A 14,282-nucleotide genomic window follows, 5' to 3' on the forward strand; every position below is an offset into this window, starting at 1 on the left:
GGCGATGATGCCTGAAAAACGTGGCAATTTTGATGCGTTATTTGGCCGTATGCTACGGCCCGGCGGCCGGCAGCCAGTAACGGCGGCCATCGCGCTGGATCTCCAGCAGCGGATGGCCCAGGCAGGCGCTGAGCAGCTCGTCGCTGAGTTCGGCCACCGGCAAGGCCCGCCAGCGGCCGTCGTCCAGCAACAGCAGCGCGTGGCTGGCGTGTTGCAGGGTGAGGTTCAGCTCATGGCTGACCAGCATCACCGCGTGGCCGGGGCGTTGGCAGCGCGCGGCCAGCAGCGCCAGCAATTGCGCCTGGTGGCCGATGTCCAGCGCGGCGGCGGGTTCGTCCAGCAGCAAGAGCGGCGCATCCTGGGTCAGCAGCGCGGCCACCGCCACCCGCTGGCGCTCGCCGCCGGACAGGGTGCGGATGTCGCGCGCGGCCAGGTGGCCGATGTCCAGCGCCGCCAGCGCGGCGCGCGCGCTGGCGATGTCTTCGGCGCTGTCCCAATACGCCTGACGATGCGGGTGGCGGGCAATCAGCAGCGCGTCCAGCACCTGGCAGGCAAAGGCGTCGCGCCAGCTTTGCGGCAAATAGCCCAGTTGGCGCGCGCGCCCGGCCAGCGGCCAGTCGGCCAGCGCCCGCCCGGCCAGCTGGATGCGCCCGCCTTCGGCGGTGCGCAGGCCGGCCAGGGTGCGCAGCAGGGTGGATTTGCCGGCGCCGTTGCGGCCAATCACCGCCCAGCATTGGCCGGCCTCCAGCCGCCAGTCCAGCGCATTGAGCAGGGTGCGGCCGTCGGCGCGCAACGTCAGCGCCTGGCTGTCCAGCAAGGCGCTCATGCCCGGCCTCCCTGGCGCACCTGGCGCAATTGCCACAAAAACGCCGGCACGCCAATCAAGGCGGTGATCACGCCCACCGGCAGCTGCATCGGCGCGACCACGGTGCGCGCGGCCACATCGGCCAGCAGCAATAACAAGCCGCCGGCCAGGGTGGCGGCCGGCAGCAGCACGCGGTGGTCGCTGCCCAGGGCAAAGCGGCAGGCGTGAGGAATCATCAGACCAATAAAACCAATGCTCCCGGCATTGGCCACCGCGCCAGCGGTCAGGGCGGCGGCGGTGAGAAACAACACCCGGCGCAGCCGGGCGGCGGGCACACCCAGGGTGTGGGCGTCGTCGCCATAAAAAGCCAGCACATTGATGGCGCGCGCCTGGCGCAGGCACAGCGCCAGCGCCGCCAGCAGCAGCACGCTCAAGGTCGGCTGCCAGCGGCTGGCCGACACATCGCCAATCAGCCAGAACACCATCGGCCGCAGCCGGCTGTCCGGCGCCAGCGACAGCAGCAGGCTGATCAGCGCCGAGCAGGCGGTGGACAGCATCACCCCGGTCAGCAGCAGCAAGGTGGCGCCCAGCGGGCCGCCTTGCCAGTCGCGCCGGGCCAGGCCCAGCAGCAGCGCCGACACCGCCGCCGCGCCCAAGAGCGCGCCGGCATCCACCCACCACAGCGCCAGGCCCAGCAGCAGGGCCAGCAAGGCGCCCACCGCCGCCCCGCCAGACACGCCCAGAATATACGGGTCGGCCAGCGGGTTGCGCAGCAGCGCCTGCATCAGCACGCCAGACAGCGCCAGCGCCGCGCCGGTGTGCCAGGCCACCACGGCGCGCTCCAGCCGCAGCGCCAGCAAGGCGCTGGCCAGCGAATCCGCCGCTGCCCGCCCGCTGAGCGCCGCCCAGGCTTCGTCCAGGCGCAGCTGCGCCGAGCCCAGGCCGGCGGCCAGGGCAAAGCCCAGCACGGTGGCCAGGCTCAGCGCCAGCAACAGCCAGAGGGCGCGCCAGGGCGGGCGGGCGGCCAAGGTCACGGCTGATACACCAGATTGACAAACAGCGTGCTGCCGCTCACGCCGTAGTCCTTGGCTTGTTCATAGTGCTTGTTGCCGACATTGTTCCAGCGCGCCTGCACTTGCCAATCGCGGCTGAGCGCGCGGCTGGCGGTGAGGTTGACCAGGCCATAGCCGCCCAGCGGGTTGGTGTTGGCGACATTGTCGTAACGGCGGTTGCTCAGCTGCCATTCCGCGCCCAGGTCCCAGCCAGCCCAATCCTGATTGACGCTGAACTTGGCCAGCCGGCTGGCGCGGCGCGCCAGGCGTTTGCCGGTGTCGGCGTCGTGCGGGTTTTGCCAATCCAGGTCGGCGCGCACGCGGGTGCTGTCCCAGCTGTGGCCCAGGCTCAGGCTGACGCCTTCCAGCACGGCGCGGTTGACGTTATTGGCGCAGGACAAATAGCCCTTCACGCTGCACGGGCGCTGGGTGACGATCAGATCATGCACGCGGTTGCGGTACACGGTCAGCCCGGCCTGGCTGCCGCCATCCTGATAACGCAGGCTGGCTTCCAGATTGCGCGAGGTTTCCGGGCGGATTTGCGTCTGGCCGTAGCCGGGGTAGTACAGCTCGTTGAAGGTGGGCGCGCGAAACCCGGTGCTGCCGCTGACCGTGGCGCGCCACTGGCGGCTGAGGTCGTAGCCATAGCTCAGGCCACCAGTGGTTTTGTCGCCGTAGGCCGAGTTGTCGTCCTGGCGCAGATTGGCCTGCACATGGTGGTCGCCAAACTGGCCGGCGTACACCAGGGTGGCCGAGTTGGTGTTGCGCCCTGCCGGGGCCTTGCCGGCAAAGCCCGAGCTGCTGACGCGTTCTTCCAGCCGCTCCAGCGCCAGGCTCAGGCGCTGGCTGGCGGCCAGGGTGAAGTCGTTTTGCCAGCTGTATTGGCGCTGGCGGGTGCGGATTTGCGAGGGGTATTGCGAATAGGTGGTGCTGTCGTCCAGGGTTTCGCCCAGGCGCAGGCGGCTGTGCCACCAGCTGGTCAGCTGGTTGTTGCTGGCCAGGCTCAGCGCCGAAACAATCTGGCGGGTGCGGTCGTAGCCGGTTTTGCTGCCGTCGTATTCGCTGTTCACCCGGCTGTACAGATAGCGCGCGTCCAGGCTGTGGCCCGGCTGCCACTGGCGGCTGAGCTGGGCAGACACATTGCGCTCGGCGTAGCCGTCGCGGTCGGGGTTGTACTGGCTGCTGCCGGTGTTGGCGATGGCGCTAAAGCCGGCGCTCTGGCCATAGCCGCCGCTGACGGCATAGCGCCAGCCGTCGCTGCCGCCGCTGACTGCCGCTTGCGTGCGCACGGTTTCATCGCTGCCGGCGCCAATGCTGGCGCGCAGCTTGGCCGGGCCGTCCTCACCTTGGCGGGTGATGATATTGATCACCCCGCCAATGGCGTCGGCGCCGTACAGGCTGCTGGACGGGCCGCGCAGGATTTCCACCCGCTCGATGGCGGCCAGCGGCACGGCGTCCAGCGCGGCGCCGCCGGTGGTGGCCGAGCCCAAGCGTTGGCCGTCCACCAGCACCAGGGTCTGGTTGCTGTTGGCGCCGCGAATAAACACGCTGGTGCTGTTGTGGATGCCGCCATTGCTGGCGACTTCCACGCCGCGCTCGCGCGCCAGCAGTTGCGGCAGCGCATCCTGGCCGGCGCGATCCAGCTCGGCGCGGTCGATGATGGTGACATCGGCCAGCGCGGCTTGGCGCGGCTGCGCCTGACGCGCGGCGGTGACGGTGATTTCAGACAGGGCGTCGGCGGCCAAAGACGGCATGGCCCACGCCAGACAAGCCAGCGCGCCAAGATGGCGCACCCGGCCGGGGAAGAAGACATTCATGAGGTAAAACCTGCAATGCTGGGACATGCGACCCCGCATGTCCGGTCAGACGGACAAGGCGCCGCACAGGCGCGCCCTGGCCACGCCTGACCCGAACGAGCCATGCGCACCCAGCGCGCCGCCCGCCGCAGCGCCTCACAAGACGGCGAACATCGCCGCCCTTGCCGTCCGGTATCCGGGCTGGCGTCCTTCCTCGGACGAGCCTTCCCACATCAGGCGATGCAGTGGCGTTTCGTCCGGCTAGTCTTGCCCCATCAGGGCAAAACGGGCGCTAACCGTTGCGGGGGCAGCACAGGCAGCCGCGCAAAAGCGCGACAGTGTTTCCCGGTCAGTCGTATCGTGGTGACGACTGGCCCCGCCTTCGGAGGTATATCCGGCAGGCTGGGGCGCCAGCAAGGCGGGGGAGTGTAGCACAGCGGGGCGATGGCTGGCGCGGGTTTTGCGGTGCAGCAAAGCAGCGGGTCGCGGATTACAGCACGCGGCCGGCCAGCAGGAACAAATACATCACGCAGCCGATGCCCAATAGCCAGGCCAGCGAGCGCGGCCGAGCCAGGTCGGCAATGTAAAACAGCCCGTGCGCCAGGCGCGCCAGCACAAACAGCAGCGCGGCATTGTCGATCTTGCCGGCGTCGGCGTGTTGCAGGCTGGCCACCAGCACCGCCGCGATAAACAGCGGCAGCGATTCAAAAGCATTGGCCTGCGCCCAGTTGGCGCGCTTGCGGTGGCCTTGCGCGTGCGCCAGCACCTCGCGCGGGCGGTGGTTGTCGTAGGGAGCGCCCAGTTTGGCGACCAGCGCCCACGCATAGGGCAATAGGCCAGCAATCAGCAGGCACCAGTAGGCAAGCGGCATGGGCGATCTCCTGGAGGGCGGCGCATGATGGGCCGCGCTGGCTGACTATAACACCACGTCGCCAGCCAGTGCTTTATCCTGCACGCCGCTGGGTGCTGCCACTGTGAGCATCAGCCCTGTGCGCACCAGTCCCGCCACATGCCGCGCAGTGCGTCAGCAAAATGGCCGGCAAAGCGCTCGGCGTCCATCAGCGGGCTGGCCTCCATGCGCGGGCGCATCTCCTGGCGGATGGCGTTCAGCGCCGTCACCTCTGCAGCCAGGCCGAGCGCAATATCCACATAGGCATCGGCATCGGCGGCAATCCATTCGGCGTGGCCCACGGCGTTCAGCAGGCTGACCCCCAGGCGCGAGGCAAAACGCTCGCCGGCCAGCGTCACCAGCGGGACGCCCATCCACAGCAGATCACAGCTGGAAGTACCGCCGGTGGCCGGGAAAGGGTCCAGACAAATATCAATCTGGTGATAGCGCTTGTATTGCCAGGCCGGGTGGCGGTCTTCCAGTTGCAGACGGCCGGCGTCGATGCCATGGACGGCAAAGCGCGCCAGCAATTCGTCGCGCGAGGCTTCATGACTGATGCCGGCCAGTTCCAGCAGCAGTCGCGCCTGCGGTGCGGCGTGTAACAGCCGCGCCCACAAGGCAATCACTTCATTGGTGATTTTGGAATAATTATTGCAGCAGCCAAAAGTGATATGGCCATTGGCCAGCGCCGGGGTGGGTTGCACGGCGTAATCCGGGCTGTCGCGCAGTTCGGGCATGCGCACCATCGGCTGGTAGCAGCAAAACACCTCGGGCAATCGCCACAATCGTTCGGTGTAGCGCGCCTCAGCGCCGTCCGGGTCGCCATAGGGGTCGCTCAAGCGCCAGTCGATGCGGCTCAGCCCGGTGGTGTCGGCATAGCCCAGCCAGGCGGCTTGCACTGGCGCCGGCTTGCGGGCAAAGGTTGGCAGGCGGTGGCCGCCGGTGTGGCCAGACAAATCAATCAGGATGTCGATGCGGTCGTGGGCAATTTGCCGGGCCAGTTCCTCGTGGGTCAGTCCGCGCACCCGCCGCCAGTGGTCAACGTGTGCTTGCAGGCGCTCGGTGACGCTGTCGGCAGTCAGGCTGGTGTCGTAAGCAAACGATTCAAACTGAACACGGTCCAGCGCCGACCACAGCGGCAGAACAAAGTAGGCCACCGGATGGGCGTTGAAGTCGCCGGACACCCAACCCACGCGCAGCCGGCGCTCGGGCTGGCGGCTGTGCGGAAAGTGGCGCGGCAAGGGCAGCGGCGCTTCGTAACGCTCGCCAAAGCCGCGATGCCAGGCAAATACCTGCTCGGGGGTGTAGCCCGGGCTGTATTGCAGGGCCAGCAACAGGTTGCTGTAGGTGTCGGCGTCGCCCGGCTCGATATCCAGCGCACGCTGATATGCCGCCAGCGCTTCGGCGTGGCGGCCCAGCATGCGCAGGGCCGTGCCCAGTCGGCGCGGATGGTGGGCCACCTGCGGCTCGCGCTCGCCCAGCGTGCGCAGCAGGGCAATGGCCGGCTCGAAGTGATGCTGAAAGCGCCAGGCGTCGGCCTGCGCCGACAAGGCGCCGCTATGCTGCGGCGCCAGCGCCAGCGCCTGATCGAGATAGGTTTGCGCCTGGGCGTAGTCATGCCGGCGGATTTCCAGGCTGGCCAGATTCACCAGCGTGTGCACATCGTCCGGCTGGCGGGCCAGCACGCGGGCGTGCATGTCGATGGCGGCAGCCAGCTCGCCGCATTGCGCCAGGGCATTGGCCAGGTTGATCTGGATATGCAGGTCGTCCGGATACTGGGCCAGGGCGTTTTCCAGTACGCTGCGCGCCTGGGCGTATTGCTTGCGGTTCAGCAGGCTCAGGCCCAGATTGCTGGCCGCCTGGGCCTGGGTGGGGTCGATTTCCAGCGAGCGGGCCAGATAGCTGGCCGCTTCGGCATCACGCTGGTGCAACATCAGCAGGGTGCCCAGCCGGGTCAGGCCGGGGGCATCCTGCGGGGCGAGCAGGGCGGCCTGATAGGCCAGACGCAGCGCTTGCGGGTTGTCCATCTCCGGGGCAGGCGGCGGCGTCTCGCCGGCCTGCTGGCGTGCCAGCAGGCGTTCGGCTTCATCCAGCCAGCCGCGCACCACGGTACTGTCCTGCCAGTTCAGCGATTCAGCCCAGCATTCACGGCTGTCGGCCAGCGCCAGATGGTGCCAGTGCGCCCGCCCGGCCTGTGCCAGGCAAGCGGCCAGCCGTGGCGCATCCGGTGGATCGTCCTGGCGCAGCTGCTCAATGGCCTGCTGGCAGCAATGCAGGGCTGCTGGCCAATTGCCGGCGCGCAGCAGGCCCAGGGCCTGGCGGTACAAGGTATCGGGAGAGGCAGGCAAGACAGTGTCAGTCATGAGCGGTATCGGTGCGGCAAACAATGTTGCCATGCAGTATACCTGCCGATGCCGTCTGACTGGCAATTCAGCAAATATCAGTCATACTCAGGCCATAACATGCCATAGTAATGAAATAGCCGCCCTCAACCTGAATATGTCAGCAAGGATCTGCTCACCATGAATGATTTTGCGCATGTCCCGCTGGGCCGTTGCAGTGCCACCCTGTACCACGCTTTGTCTACCTCCGGCTGGGATGACGGGCGGGTGAAGCTGGCGGCCTGTTTGCTCAAGCTGGTACACGACCCAGACAGTGACGCCGATCTCATCCTGCACGAGGTAGGGGAGCTGACCCCGGAATGGGCTGCCCACCTGCAAATTCACCAGGACGATCCGCACGCCTCGGCGGTGGACAGCCATGCCCTGGCCGCCATGCTGGACGATCACGCTCACCGCCATGGCAGCGATGCCTGGCGCAGCGCTGGCCTGCTGGAGGCACTGCTGACCCATCCGGCCTTGCGTGCCGAGGGCCGTGCGCTGCTGCCGGTGCTGAGCGCCACCCCGCCCGGCCACCGCCACCATGTGTTTGCGCTGGCCATGGCCCGCTCGGACGAAAACACCCCGCCCAGCCGCTTTGAACTGGACGATCCGGCCTATCAGCGCGCCTACCGGCTATCCGCCCCGCTGGAGGTGCGCGCCCTGCTGGCTGAGGCTGTCCGGCAGCAGGCGTTGGTGCGTTTGTATCCCGATGGTGAGGACGCTGCGCTGAATGCCTGCTGGCAGGCGCTGGATGAAGACCATCTCAGCCTGCAATTGCGGGATCATCCCACAAGCCTGGCAGCCCTGCTGGCGGCGCCACGGGTGGTGGCGGACAGCACGGTCAGCAAAATCAAGGTGCAGTTTGCCCTGTTGGCCCCCACGATTCATCACCATGGTGAGCAGCTGTGGCTACAGGCGCCCTTGCCCGACAGCGTGCTGCGCCTGCAACGGCGCGACCACTATCGGCTCAAGCTGGGGCGGGCCGGCAGCCTGCATTGCCAACTGGCACTGTGGCTGAGCGATATGCGCGGCCACCGCCACCGTGTACAGGTGCAAGTGCAGGATCTTAGCAGCGGTGGTGTCGGCTTTGTCATGGATGCCAGCCAGCCCGAGCTGGCGCCCGGCACCCGACTGGACGATTGTCAGTTGACGCTGGACGACGGCTGTCATCGGGTGGATCTGCTGGTGTGCAATCGTGCCCACCGGCCGCCGCCGCGCCCAGCCTGGCACTATGGCTGTGAATTCCTGAATCCGCCGCCGCCGCTGGTGGCGCAACTGGATCACGAAATCATGCGCCAGACCGCCTTGCTGCGCTGATCCGCCCTGAGCGGTGTACACTGCGGGTTTTGCTTTCTGCCGCCCTGCCCGATGCCCTTTGACATTACCAGCCCCACCCGCCCGGCCCAGCCGGGCGATGTCTGTGTGATCTGGCGCGACCAGCGCCTGTGCCTGCCCGCGCATGGCGGCCTGCCGCGCGTGGGCGAGGCGGCGCTGACCAGCTTGCGTCATCTGGGAGAGCTGAACGGCGCGCCGTGTTATGTCGGCGAGCTGGTGGGTGCGCCACCGGCCGACTGGCGCGAAACCAGCCTGCGCGCCGCGCTGGCCGGGCAAACCCCACCAGACTGGGCACCGCTGTTGGCGCGCGCCAGCATGCTGCGCCAGTTTGACCGCAGCCATCGCTACTGCTCGGCCTGCGCCACCCCCTTGCACAACCACGGCCACGATCATGGCAAGGCCTGCCCCAGCTGCGGCCTGCTGGCCTACCCGAAACTCTCCCCGGCGATGATGGCGCTGGTGGTGCGCGGCCGCCAGCTGCTGCTGGCGCGCTCGCCGCACTTTCCGCCGGGGGTGTATAGCGCGCTGGCCGGTTTTGTTGAGCCGGGCGAAACGCTGGAAGCCTGCGTGCACCGCGAAGTGCAGGAAGAAGTCGGCGTGCGCATCGACAATCTGCGCTATGTCGGCTCGCAGGGCTGGCCGTTTCCGCATTCGCTGATGCTGGCCTTTATTGCCGACTACGTGGACGGCGACATCACCCCGCAGCCCGGCGAAATCGAATCTGCCTGCTGGTTTGACCTGGACGCGCTGCCCGAGCTGCCCAGCCAGGCCAGCATTGCCCACTGGCTGATCCACCGTGCGGTGGACATCCTGCGCTGAGCCCGGCCATGTCTTCGCCCTCCGCCGCCCCATTGGCTGACTGGCTGGCCCGCCATCGCGGTGGTGTCTCGCTCAGCCTGGCCGCCGGCAGCCTGCTGGCGCTGGAAACGGTGCACGCCGCCGGCTGGCTGACGCACCCGGCCTGGCAAATTGCCCGCCACGCGGCCGAAGGCGCCACCGTCGGCGGCCTGGCCGACTGGTTTGCCGTGTCGGCGCTGTTTCACCGCATCCCCATTCCCTGGCTGTCGCGGCACACCAATATCGTGGTCAACAGCCGCGCGCGCATCACCGCCGGCATTGTCGAGATGGTGCAAACCCAATGGCTGTCGCCAGCAGCCATTCGTGAACGGCTGGCCTCGGTGCAGCTGGCCGACGCGCTGCTGGCCCTGCTGAATCAACCGCGCCACCGCCAACGCGCGCTGCGCATTGCCCGCCGGCTGGCGCTGCGGCTGACCGAACAGCTGGATTCGCCCGCCCTGGCCGGCTTTATCGACACCCAATTGCGCGCCCGCCTGGCCGACGCGGACTGGGCACAGCCGCTGGGCCGGCTGTTGGCGCACGCACTGGAGCACGACGGCCGCGCCGCCGTGTGGGAAACCCTGGTGCGGCTGCTGGATCAGGCGCTGGCCTCGCAAAGCGTCAGGGAATCCACCGCCCGGCTGGCGCTGGAAGCACTGCGCGACTACGAAGAAGACAACTGGTGGCGCAAGGCCAAGACCTGGCTGGGCAAAACCCAGTTGCAAGGCGATAACGACGAAGAAAAACTCGACCTGCTCACCGCCCGCATCGTCGGCTGGCTGCGCGAAGAACTCACCCGGCTGCGCGCCGAGCCCGAGCACCCGCTGCGCCAGCGGCTGGAGCAACTGCTCACCCGGCTGGCCGAGCGCCTGCGCGCCGGCGACCCAGCGCTGACCGCCGCCCTAGCCGCCAGTCAGCGCCAATGGCTGCACAGCCTGGACACCACGCCGCTGGTGGCCAGCCTGCTGTTTAGCGTGCGCAGCGGCGTGCAACGCCAATGGCGCGCCCGCCATTCAGAACTCAACACCCTGTTGGCCAATCTGATTGACGACGCGCTGGTCAGCCTGGCCGCCGACGCCGCCCTGCGCGACAAGCTGGACGGCTGGTGCAAGCAGGTGATTCACCATTTTGTCGAACAAAATCACGCGCTGATTGGCGACACCGTGCGGCTGAGCCTGTCGCCCGAACGCCTGCCCGACGCCCAATTGGTGGCGCAGATCGAATCGCGTGTGGGCGAAGAGCTGCAATGGATCCGCGTGAATGGCGCGCTGGTGGGCGGCGTCGCCGCCGGCCTGATTGCCGCGCTGCGCCTGCTGCTGAGCTGATTATTTTTGATTTTTGTCTGGAACCGACCCCAACCATGAACAAGCTGCTGTCCCTGATCCTCTCCGTAGCCGCCCTGGCCGCCCCCGCCCTCAGCCACGCTGCCGACCCGGCCGCCACCGCCGAAGCCCGCGTCGCCGCCTTCAAGAAAATGCTGCGCACCTTCGAGCCGATGGGCACCGTGGTGCGCGAGCGCGAGCCCTATCGCAAGGACGCCTTTGCCGAGCAGGCCAAAACCCTGCAAATGCTGGCGCGCGAACCCTGGCCGCTGTTTGTGCCCGGCACCGCCGTGGGCAAAAGCCGCGCCAAACCGGAAATCTGGAGCCAGCCCGACGCCTTCAAGAAAGAACAGCAAGGCATGATCGTCGCCGTGGACGCGCTGGCCGCCAGCGCCCAGGCCGGCGACATCAAGGACATCCGCGCCAAATACGCCACCCTGGCCAACACCTGTAAGAGCTGCCACGACAGCTTCCGCGCCCCGCAACGCTAGGGCGTGTCATCAATCAATACCCGAAGGGGTTGAAGGACACAGGTCAGGCACCAATGTAAAGCGCCATGAGTAAAAGATATGCCCTCAGCGATGCGCAGTGGGAGCGCATCAAGGATTTGCTGCCCGGCCAGGCAGGTCAGCCTGGAGCCACAGCCAAGAACAACCGTCTTTTCGTCGATGCCGTGCTGTACCGCTACCGCGCAGCCATCCCCTGGCGCGACCTGCCAGCGCGATTCGGCGACTTTCGCGTCGTGCATACCCGGCACTCACGCTGGAGCAGGACGGGTGTATGGCAGCGGGTGTTCGAGGCCCTGGCGCAGGATGCGGACAACGAGTACGCCATGATCGATTCGACCATTGTGCGCGCCCACCAGCACAGCGCTGGTGCAAAAGGGGGGATCCAGACAAGCAAGCCCTCGGACGCAGCCGAGGCGGCCTGAGCACGAAAATTCACGCCACTGTCGATGCTTTGGGCAACCCGACAGGTTTTTTGCTCACGCCCGGACAGGCCCATGATCTCCTGGGTGCTGATGCCCTGCTCAAGGACTCTCCGGCGCAGGCTGTCATCGCCGACAAGGCCTATGACGCGCATGCCCGGCTGATCAAGCCGCTGCTGGACAAAGGCAAGATCGTAGTGATTCCCTCACGGGTGACAAACAGGCAGCCACGCGAGCATGACCGGGATCTGTACAAGGCACGGCATCTGATTGAAAACTTCTTTGCACGTCTCAAGCAGTACCGTGCGATTGCAACGCGATACGACAAGACTGCGCGCAACTTCCTTGGTGCGGTGCATCTTGCTGCTGCCATGGTCTGGCTCGCATGAGCGGCTAAAACCTGCTCATCACGTCGGGGTTGATTGGTGACACGCCCTAATATGTGATTTTTCTGCCTGCGGTTTACCCGCAGGCAGAATAGCCAATGCCACGCAGCGCCCGGGACTTGCTGAACTTGCTGAAAGCGACTCCCCCCTCAGCTTGTCGTCACAGATACCCGACGCCAGTTTGCACCCATGCCCCCTCTCTCTGACCACTGGTGCATCAAGCAGAGTGAAACCTGACCCCCTGATCCGATAAGGGCCGCTCACAAAACCCCCTGGCGTTGTGGTGTGACCTTTGCCGTACTGCTTGTACTGTCTGCGGTCACACGCCTGGCCAGGACCGCTGCGCTGGGTTTTGTGAGCCGCTTAACGGCGGCCCCGTGCGAGTATGGCGGAGAGATAGGGGATTCGAACTCAGCCGCAGCCCAAGAGCGGCGCGACCGGCGGCGAAAAACAGCATATCGTGGGCGTCGTGGGGTTCAGCTACTCCTGCGGGCGCAGCTCATACAGCAGCAACAAGCATGCCACACACGCCGCCAGCGCGCCCAGCGCCAGCAAGAGCAGGCCGCCTGCAGCCATGTGTGTATCCAGCGCGCCATTGCCTTGCTGGACAAATTCCAGCGCGGTCAGCGCAATCCACAAGGTGGCGGCCAGGGCGCCGGCCATCAGCGCGGCCAGCCAGTACAGATGGGGACGGGTGATGCGCAGTTGCCGGCCAGGCAACGCCGGGCTGTTCCAGATCAGTGCGGCTTTCATGATGCGTCCTCCCAATGTGGTGACGCAGCATGATCAGCATAAGCCGTGCCAGGCTGATGACAGAATGATTTTAAAAATAAAACATTTGTAAAACAAATGCTTGGTTAATTCGGCGCGGCCGTGCAATGGCTGGCATGAGCCGGGGGCGGGCGAAAAATATTGCAATGCACAAAGTTGGGCAGGGCGCGAGGTCTGCATCACTCACTGGACGCTGGCGCCACGCCCGCCATGTTTTGCATACGCAGCCTTAAATTGCACAGGGCAATCGTCGCCGTGAATCAGCTCGCCAAGCCCAGGGCCAGCCGGCGCAGCAACAGCCAGGGGTCGTCGCTGGCGGCGCCCTTGATGGCCTGATCCACCTCGGCGCAGGCGGCCAGCGCGTCGGCCAGCCGGCGCAGTGACAGGCGGCGCAAGGCGTGTTCGATATGGCGCTGGCGCTCGCCCCACACCCGGTTGTCGCGCAGCAGCTGCGCCATCGGCCGGCCTTCGCGCAGGCCCTGGCGGATGCGCACTAGGCCGCGCAGCTCGTCGGCCAGCCGCCACACCACCAGCACCGGGGTTTCGCCCTCGGCCTGCAAGCCATCCAACATGCGCGCGGTGCGCGGCGCGTCGCCAGACAGCCAGGCCTCGGACAGCTGAAACACATCGTAGCGGGCGACATTGGCCACCGCGCTTTGCAGGTCGGCCAGGGTCAGCGTGGCGCCGGCAGGAAACAGCAAGGCCAGCTTGTCCACTTCTTGCCGGGCGGCCAGCAGATTGCCTTCCACCCGCTCGACAAAAAACTGCATGGCCTCGTCGTTCAGCTGCTGTTGCTGGCGCGCCAGCCGGCCAGCCACCCAGTTGGGCAGGTGCTGGCGATCCACCGGCTGCGCCGCCAGGGTGACGCCAGCGGCGGACAGCGCTTCAAACCATTTGCTGTTGAGCTGGGTTTTGTCCAGCTTGGGCAACAAAATCAGCGTCACCGTGTCGGCAGGCAGCCGCGCGGCGTAGTGAATCAGCGCCTCGCTGCCAGCAGCACCTGGCTTGCCGCCGGGCAGGCGGATTTCCAGCAGCTTGCGACTGGCGAACAAAGACACGCTGAGCGAGGCTTCCACCAGCTGCGACCAATCAAAATGCTGGCTTTCTACAGTCAGCACTTCGCGGTCGTCGTAGCCCTGCGCGCGGGCGGCGGCGCGGATGCTGTCGGCGGCTTCCAGCGCCAGCAGCATTTCTTCACCGTGGATCACATACAGCGGGCCCAGGCCGGCGGCCAGCTCGCGCGGCAGTTGCTCAAGGCTTTTTGCCGGCATCGGGCAGCTCGACCACAGGTTTCAGCGCCGCCAGACGGCGCACAATCTGGGTGGCGGCGTCTTCGCGCATGTCGCGGAACAGCAGTTGTTCTTCCTGTTCCTTACCCAGCACCTGGCTATCGGTGTAGCTGAACTCACGGCGGGTCATCACCGTGATCGGCTCGCCGTAGCCAACGCCATTCTTGGTGACGCGCACGGTGACGCGATAAGTCAGCTCGTATTCGTTGACCTTGCCGCCACGGTTGATGGTGAGGATATCTTTGGCCGTGCGCTCGTCGGTGACGGTGAGGATGGCTTCAGCAGCCTGCGGCTGCGATACCATCTGCACATCCGGGCGGAAGCGCAGTTGGCGCTCCAGATGCGGGTGCAGCTGGGTGGCGCCAGTGGCCAGCCAGACGCTGGAGAACGGCAGCGGGCGCACTTCGCCGCCCACGCCGCGCAGGTGGAAACCACACGCGGACAACAGCAGCGCAGCAGCGGCAGCGCCAAGCCAGGTGCGTCGATTCATC

At 66.7% G+C, this 14,282-nt stretch carries 12 protein-coding genes, 1 pseudogene and 1 riboswitch; of the genes and pseudogenes, 5 read left to right on the top strand and 8 right to left on the bottom strand.

Annotated elements, in window-relative coordinates; all coding sequences use genetic code 11:
* Positions 1-52: 52 nt before the first annotated feature.
* The 5 genes from DFR34_RS00290 to DFR34_RS00310 all read right to left on the bottom strand — a co-directional run bounded on the left by DFR34_RS00290 (position 53) and on the right by DFR34_RS00310 (position 6,905).
* Positions 53-826, bottom strand: coding sequence for an ABC transporter ATP-binding protein (locus DFR34_RS00290; RefSeq protein WP_110389163.1), 774 nt, complete (start codon positions 824-826; stop codon positions 53-55).
* Positions 823-1,839 (bottom strand): FecCD family ABC transporter permease, encoded by a 1,017-nt coding sequence (locus DFR34_RS00295; RefSeq protein WP_211309241.1) that lies wholly within the window; start codon positions 1,837-1,839, stop codon positions 823-825. Before DFR34_RS00295 ends, DFR34_RS00290 begins: the two co-directional genes overlap by 4 nt.
* Positions 1,836-3,674: a TonB-dependent receptor domain-containing protein gene (locus tag DFR34_RS00300; protein ID WP_158281699.1), complete on the bottom strand. Its 1,839-nt coding sequence runs from the start codon at positions 3,672-3,674 to the stop codon at positions 1,836-1,838. The genes DFR34_RS00295 and DFR34_RS00300 overlap by 4 nt, the downstream gene beginning before the upstream one ends.
* Before the next feature lie 149 nt (positions 3,675-3,823).
* Positions 3,824-4,043, bottom strand: a riboswitch (cobalamin riboswitch).
* A 100-nt stretch (positions 4,044-4,143) separates the two neighbouring features.
* A complete protein-coding gene (locus DFR34_RS00305; protein ID WP_110389165.1) occupies positions 4,144-4,524 on the bottom strand; it encodes an MAPEG family protein in 381 nt (126 codons plus the stop codon).
* 110 nt (positions 4,525-4,634) lie between these two features.
* The gene (locus DFR34_RS00310; RefSeq protein WP_158281700.1) at positions 4,635-6,905 is read right to left on the bottom strand and encodes a tetratricopeptide repeat protein; all 2,271 of its coding nucleotides are present in this window, start codon (positions 6,903-6,905) and stop codon (positions 4,635-4,637) included.
* A gap of 159 nt (positions 6,906-7,064) precedes the next feature.
* Between DFR34_RS00310 and DFR34_RS00315 the strand changes: the two genes are divergently transcribed.
* From DFR34_RS00315 to DFR34_RS00335, 5 genes and pseudogenes are all read left to right on the top strand, one after another.
* Positions 7,065-8,240, top strand: a complete 1,176-nt coding sequence (locus DFR34_RS00315) for a flagellar brake protein (protein ID WP_110389167.1) — start codon at positions 7,065-7,067, stop codon at positions 8,238-8,240.
* A gap of 51 nt (positions 8,241-8,291) precedes the next feature.
* Positions 8,292-9,077 (top strand): NAD(+) diphosphatase, encoded by a 786-nt coding sequence (gene nudC, locus DFR34_RS00320; RefSeq protein ID WP_110389168.1) that lies wholly within the window; start codon positions 8,292-8,294, stop codon positions 9,075-9,077.
* Between the two features lie 8 nt (positions 9,078-9,085).
* Positions 9,086-10,420, top strand: coding sequence for a DUF445 domain-containing protein (locus DFR34_RS00325; protein WP_110389169.1), 1,335 nt, complete (start codon positions 9,086-9,088; stop codon positions 10,418-10,420).
* 35 nt (positions 10,421-10,455) lie between these two features.
* Positions 10,456-10,908: a c-type cytochrome gene (locus DFR34_RS00330; RefSeq protein WP_110389170.1), complete on the top strand. Its 453-nt coding sequence runs from the start codon at positions 10,456-10,458 to the stop codon at positions 10,906-10,908.
* A gap of 65 nt (positions 10,909-10,973) precedes the next feature.
* A pseudogene (locus DFR34_RS00335) lies at positions 10,974-11,734 on the top strand (IS5 family transposase).
* Between the two features lie 477 nt (positions 11,735-12,211).
* On the opposite strand, the gene DFR34_RS00340 reads toward DFR34_RS00335, so the two are convergent.
* From DFR34_RS00340 to DFR34_RS00350, 3 genes are all read right to left on the bottom strand, one after another.
* Positions 12,212-12,484, bottom strand: a complete 273-nt coding sequence (locus DFR34_RS00340) for a hypothetical protein (protein ID WP_110389172.1) — start codon at positions 12,482-12,484, stop codon at positions 12,212-12,214.
* A 278-nt stretch (positions 12,485-12,762) separates the two neighbouring features.
* The gene (gene holA / locus DFR34_RS00345) at positions 12,763-13,773 is read right to left on the bottom strand and encodes a DNA polymerase III subunit delta (protein ID WP_110389173.1); all 1,011 of its coding nucleotides are present in this window, start codon (positions 13,771-13,773) and stop codon (positions 12,763-12,765) included.
* Positions 13,754-14,281 carry an LPS-assembly lipoprotein LptE gene (locus DFR34_RS00350; protein WP_110389174.1) on the bottom strand — a complete coding sequence of 176 codons (528 nt, stop codon included), beginning with the start codon at positions 14,279-14,281 and terminating at the stop codon, positions 13,754-13,756. Before DFR34_RS00350 ends, holA begins: the two co-directional genes overlap by 20 nt.
* Position 14,282 lies beyond the last annotated feature (1 nt).

It is taken from the genome of Rivihabitans pingtungensis (genome assembly GCF_003201855.1).
Taxonomy (GTDB): Bacteria; Pseudomonadota; Gammaproteobacteria; order Burkholderiales; family Aquaspirillaceae; genus Rivihabitans; species Rivihabitans pingtungensis.

Excerpts from the sequence above, each read along its gene's own strand:
- DFR34_RS00290 (WP_110389163.1), bottom strand. The coding sequence starts at position 826 with ATGAGCGCCTTGCTGGACAGCCAGGCGCTGACGTTGCGCGCCGACGGC.
- DFR34_RS00300 (WP_158281699.1), bottom strand. The coding sequence starts at position 3,674 with ATGAATGTCTTCTTCCCCGGCCGGGTGCGCCATCTTGGCGCGCTGGCT.
- DFR34_RS00305 (WP_110389165.1), bottom strand. The coding sequence starts at position 4,524 with ATGCCGCTTGCCTACTGGTGCCTGCTGATTGCTGGCCTATTGCCCTAT.
- DFR34_RS00310 (WP_158281700.1), bottom strand. The coding sequence starts at position 6,905 with ATGACTGACACTGTCTTGCCTGCCTCTCCCGATACCTTGTACCGCCAG.
- DFR34_RS00315 (WP_110389167.1), top strand. The coding sequence starts at position 7,065 with ATGAATGATTTTGCGCATGTCCCGCTGGGCCGTTGCAGTGCCACCCTG.
- nudC (WP_110389168.1), top strand. The coding sequence starts at position 8,292 with ATGCCCTTTGACATTACCAGCCCCACCCGCCCGGCCCAGCCGGGCGAT.
- DFR34_RS00325 (WP_110389169.1), top strand. The coding sequence starts at position 9,086 with ATGTCTTCGCCCTCCGCCGCCCCATTGGCTGACTGGCTGGCCCGCCAT.
- DFR34_RS00330 (WP_110389170.1), top strand. The coding sequence starts at position 10,456 with ATGAACAAGCTGCTGTCCCTGATCCTCTCCGTAGCCGCCCTGGCCGCC.
- DFR34_RS00340 (WP_110389172.1), bottom strand. The coding sequence starts at position 12,484 with ATGAAAGCCGCACTGATCTGGAACAGCCCGGCGTTGCCTGGCCGGCAA.
- holA (WP_110389173.1), bottom strand. The coding sequence starts at position 13,773 with ATGCCGGCAAAAAGCCTTGAGCAACTGCCGCGCGAGCTGGCCGCCGGC.
- DFR34_RS00350 (WP_110389174.1), bottom strand. The coding sequence starts at position 14,281 with ATGAATCGACGCACCTGGCTTGGCGCTGCCGCTGCTGCGCTGCTGTTG.